This window comes from Thioclava kandeliae, assembly GCF_040297545.1.
GTDB lineage: Bacteria > Pseudomonadota > Alphaproteobacteria > Rhodobacterales > Rhodobacteraceae > Thioclava > Thioclava kandeliae.
On the sequence record NZ_JAYWLC010000057.1, the window covers coordinates 1 to 4,764 of the forward strand.

4 protein-coding genes are annotated in these 4,764 nt (G+C 52.1%); 2 read left to right on the forward strand and 2 right to left on the reverse strand.

Annotation, left to right across the window (positions count from 1 at the left end):
- Positions 1–120 precede the first annotated feature (120 nt).
- On the reverse strand, positions 121–417 hold the full coding sequence (locus VSX56_RS20380; RefSeq protein ID WP_350939352.1) for a hypothetical protein: 297 nt from the start codon (positions 415–417) through the stop codon (positions 121–123).
- A 723-nt stretch (positions 418–1,140) separates the two neighbouring features.
- The gene (locus tag VSX56_RS20385) at positions 1,141–1,692 is read right to left on the reverse strand and encodes a hypothetical protein (protein WP_350939353.1); all 552 of its coding nucleotides are present in this window, start codon (positions 1,690–1,692) and stop codon (positions 1,141–1,143) included.
- Between the two features lie 522 nt (positions 1,693–2,214).
- Between VSX56_RS20385 and VSX56_RS20390 the strand changes: the two genes are divergently transcribed.
- Together VSX56_RS20390 and VSX56_RS20395 are read left to right on the forward strand one after the other, a co-directional pair.
- On the forward strand, positions 2,215–3,600 hold the full coding sequence (locus VSX56_RS20390) for a transposase (RefSeq protein ID WP_350939354.1): 1,386 nt from the start codon (positions 2,215–2,217) through the stop codon (positions 3,598–3,600).
- A 764-nt stretch (positions 3,601–4,364) separates the two neighbouring features.
- Positions 4,365–4,727, forward strand: coding sequence for a hypothetical protein (locus tag VSX56_RS20395; RefSeq protein WP_350939355.1), 363 nt, complete (start codon positions 4,365–4,367; stop codon positions 4,725–4,727).
- Positions 4,728–4,764: the final 37 nt, after the last annotated feature.

Consider the following 4,764-nt stretch of genomic DNA (forward strand, 5'->3'; position numbering starts at 1 on the left):
TTTAACCTCAGCGTCAGACCAACGCCACCAGCCTATCTCGAACAAGCCTCGCCGCTAACCCACGGGGGCTCCTTGTCGCTTACAATGGAAACAGTCTTCCCCTGTCATAAATGACTATTTTCATAATCTATTTTCAGAATTTTTTGTCTGCTGAGAACGCTCGCTGGAAACGATGCGAAGAGAAACTTCGGGCCGAATAGTGACAACTTCGCAGGCAGACGGCAGGGTGACATCCATTAGTCTGCAAAGATCTAGATGCTCTTCGAGTTGTACGTATTTTTGTGCAAGAGCGTGATTTAAACGCATAATTCCTGCGTTCGTGTGGGCACCTTCTTCAGGTAACCTACGCGAAATTATCGCTTCCAGCTCACGTATTGCCTCCCAAATTCGGTGCTGTTCTTTTAAAAAATATGACATGAGTTTTCCTGCCAACTACAAACACGGAAAAACGACCAAAAATAAATTTTGTTCCTTCTGACTGAATTTTTTTATCGGTTAGTTGATCTTAGGTTTATTAAATCAACATGTTACCTCTGTTCTTAAAGCGACATGAGGATTTTTCCTAATAAGAGATAGTATCTAAGCTCATGATGTGCGTGGGCGGTTTTCTCTGCAGATTTTCTGCGTCATAAGACATTTCTAACCATGTCTTTGCCGGAGGACGGCCTGTGAGCTATCGGGGAGCTGTCTCTCTTGACGATGTCGGGAGTTTTCGGTGCTCGTTTACACGACCGAGCAAAGATAGTTACATCATCTCGATCTTTCGTGCGTCGTCTCTGCCGATCCAGGATTTCAAAAGAGCCATCTTATCCAGCTTTCTGGGGGATGATGTGTATCTTTCTATCACTGGGATGCAGGTTGTCCTTTTGGGCGAGGCCCAATCGTGCAGTGTCCTGAAGCTGTATGGTACGGCACTTAAAAAGCAGGGCTCGGAAGCGGTGTCGGTAGTACAGAGCATCAGTATGTAAGGCTGTGATCAATCGCGCAATCAAGCGGCGCAACACACGTTTTCCGCAACTTATGCCCCATCCCGTCGAAATTCCATAAAACCGTTGAAGGTGCATATTTTTTGTGAACTTCGCTATCAGTGCATACAGAAAAAGCATGGCTAGTTAATAGTTTGCGGTCATCCGCGAAGTGTCATCGTCTGCCCGATGCATTTTTGTTAAACGCGATAATCCGAGCGTCATGTATCGCCATTGTTGCAGCTTCCTTACAGTCCGGACACACGCTGTAGTTGAGTTGAATTTCATTTGGGATGCTCAAGCTATAGGCGTAGGTCTCTAGCCATTGATTGCCGCACTCAACCCGTAAACACTGAGCACATTGATTCGTCAAATTTCCATTTTTTGTCAGTATCTTAGCGGTATTTTTGGAATTTTTCCAGACGAGCTCATGAGAGACTGTAAGGCTACAATCTCCGTTCAGAGTGATTTTTTGCTCAAATAGACGGCTCTTCTTAGGGCTATCGCATCTATACCGAGTGATGATCGGATTTCCGGAATCTCTTACAGGGAAAAAAAGAGCATTTAAAAAACTGCGTGTCTGGGACCCTGATATTTGGCTCCATAATGAGGCGCCTAAGATAGACTGCGTAGTAGCGGCAGCCCCATCGTTAGATAAAGCGAAATCATCCCAATCGCCGCCGGAATCAACTATAACATCCTGATAATTAATAGTATAATATCGCATGGACGTCTCCTGTTAGGAAAACGTGACCGGCGTTTTTTATCATTGAACGTTGCGCTAGACGTTATGTCTTATCATCGTCGATCTAATCGTTGCCGCGTTCACTCGAAAGCTCCGCATGGCTAGCTTTTATAATACCACAAGTCACAACCCTCCCGCGACTCCCTCCCCATCTGCCTTTGGTTCCATAACATCCATTCCGCTAAGAATTGCAATCTCGAAGAGAAATGCAGTTCGCTGTCGAAACCGTTTAAGCGTTCAGGGGACGATCGCCAGCAGAACCTCTTCGTTCTCATGTAAGGCTGTACATAGGTATGTCGTCGTTCTGGTCCACAGCCGACATCCTTAGATACTGAAGGTCCTTGATTTTGGTCCACTACGAATGGCGGCTTCCATCTTGGCTAGGTGATCATTGCTCGCCTGCGGCGAAGGTCGGCTTCCCGCCGATGCTGTTGAAAAAGTCTTTGTTGCGCTGCGGCAAGTCTTTCGATTCACTCGACTATGAGGAGATTGGAGGATTTCGTCATGATGGGCAGGCAAGAAGCACCGGCGCAGCTGTTTTACGATTTCGATCTGGAGCGGCACGTCCCGGCCAATCACATGCTGCGCGAGATCGACCTGTTCCTGAATGGTGACACTCTGCGCGAGGCGCTGCGCCCATTCTACAGCCATCTTGGTCGCCCCTCGATCGATCCGGAACTGATCATCCGGATGCTGGTGATCGGGTATGTCATGGGGATCCGTGCGGAGCGCCGGCTCTGTGATGAGGTTCACCTGAACTTGGCCTATCGCTGGTTCTGCCGGTTGGGGTTGGAAGGCAATGTCCCGGATCACTCGACCTTCTCCCGCTATCGCCATGGCAAGTTCAGGGAAAGTGGCTTGCTGCGGCAGGTTTTCGAGGCAACCGTTGAACGCTGCCTGAAGGAGGACCTGGTGTCGGGCGAAGGCTTCGCAGTCGATGCCAGCCTTATCCCGGCGGATGCCAATAAGGTCCGGTCCGTCGCGGCGGAAGACTGGAGCCCCGAGGTCGCGCGGGAAGCCGGCAACCGGGCGGCACGGGAATATCTGGAGACACTGGATGACGCCGCTTTTGGTGCGGCCTCTCCTGTGCAACCCAAGTTCGTCGCCAAGTCTGATCCGGCAGCGCAATGGACCCGTGCGGAGGAGAGCCGCCCCTACTTCGCCTATGCCACCAACTACCTGATCGACACCAAGAGCTCGGTGATCATGGATGTCGAGGCGACAAGGGCGATCCGCCAGGCCGAGGTCGGAGCTGCGCGCACGATGCTGGACAGGACCGAAAAACGCTTTGGCGTCAAACCGGATTGGCTGGCCGCCGATACCGCCTACGGCAATGCCGAGAACCTGGGCTGGCTGGTCGAGAAGCGCAGCATCATTCCCTTCATCTCGGTGATCGATAAGTCGGAACGGACCGATGGCACTTTCTCTCGCTCGGACTTCCAGTGGGACGAGAAGAATGATCAGTATATCTGCCCTGAAGGCCATGCCCTCAAACAGTTCAGACGCAACTATTCCGATCCGAACCGGGGCCAGGATACCGGCGGACGAAAGAAATACCGGTGCTTGAAGGCAACCTGCCAAGCCTGCCTATCCAAAGAGATCTGTTGCCCGAAAGCCGATGCGCGATATGTCACGCGCGAGCCCCATGAAGAGGCGCGCGAATTCGCCAGAGAATGCCGCAAGACCAAGGCCTACAAAGTGTCGCGCGACAAACGGAAGAAGGTCGAGATGCTCTTCGCGCACCTCAAGCGCATCCGTGGCCTGACACGGCTGCGGCTCCGTGGGCCAAACGGCGCCAAGGACGAATTCCTGCTTGCCGCCATCGCCCAGAACCTCCGAAAACTCGCGAAGCTCCGCCCGCGAAGCGTCCGACAGGAGGCCGCAGCATGAGCTGAGCGGCCATATTACCGCCTTGAGGCGGGTCGACGGGCGATCGCCCGAACGCAATAGCCTTGCCCGGCGGCGGCGAGCCTCAAAATCGGCGATTTCGACCGACTTTTTCAACAACATCCGCCCTTTCAGTAAAATGTCTCGTGAGCGCGGCACCGATCAGACCGTTGCAGCAACTGGCAGAAATATCCGCTGAGCTGACGTTTACGCAGAATGCGGAATGCTAGCTCGACGTGACATCTCACCCCTTGAAGTCGAAGGTCTCTACCAAGCCAGACTGTCCGGATCCGCTTTGATGTGATAGCATTAAAAAACTGATCGATGGGGGGGTGGCCATGAACGTAGGACGGTTCGATCCGGAAGAGCGCGCCCGGCAAAAGGCTCTCTCGCGACAGCTCGATGAGGAAGCGCTAAGTTCTGGCCGCATCTCTGCTGCCGAGCTGCAACGCATCAATGGTGGCGACGGCCTGTTTCGGGGGTCAAAGCGGATCCGCAAATCGTGGGACGAGCGATACGCTGCCGCATATCCGACTAAGCGCTGATCTTGGTTGGATGTTGCCGCTCTCTTGGCAACGCGGCACGCCTCAAAAGGATCTTTCTTGTCGACCGAAGGCGCTCGTTGCACTATCCTACAAGCTAGACCACTCAAGTGGGGCAGACCATACGTCTGTCAGGCCAAATCCGTACAGTCTACGTAGTCTTATCCAGTTATTTTTATTCATAAAAAACTTATTCCTGCACGGAGACATGCAAAGGAGCATGGGATGAAAAAACTTTCCGAATTGAAACCCGGCGTTATTGCTCGGGATTCCGAAGATTTCAACGTCCTCGCGAAATTTGTGCAAGATGAATTGGCACCCTATGTGCCCCATCTCAAATCGAAAAACGGAATTTTCTGGGTAGCGAAGCACCAACTCAAACTCTTTCAGACCCGTCTGAAAATCGTCCCCTATGGCTGGACGTGCAGAGAAGACGGGGTGCTTGAGATGAGTGCCGTGAATCCCGAAAATCTTAGGAAAGCCCCAAAAGCTGCCAATGAAGCGCGGGACGCCTTCGATGAGAAGAAAAAGCTAAGTTCTTACGAGGAAATGCAAGAGAAGGTGATCGTGTCCCACGGGGTGGTGTAGCTCAGGTGGCCATCGGGTTTCTTAGTAAGGTCGGGTT

Bases quoted from the DNA above. Each gene is read 5' to 3' on its own strand.
- VSX56_RS20380 (WP_350939352.1), bottom strand. From the start codon at position 417: ATGTCATATTTTTTAAAAGAACAGCACCGAATTTGGGAGGCAATACGT.
- VSX56_RS20385 (WP_350939353.1), bottom strand. From the start codon at position 1,692: ATGCGATATTATACTATTAATTATCAGGATGTTATAGTTGATTCCGGC.
- VSX56_RS20390 (WP_350939354.1), top strand. From the start codon at position 2,215: ATGATGGGCAGGCAAGAAGCACCGGCGCAGCTGTTTTACGATTTCGAT.
- VSX56_RS20395 (WP_350939355.1), top strand. From the start codon at position 4,365: ATGAAAAAACTTTCCGAATTGAAACCCGGCGTTATTGCTCGGGATTCC.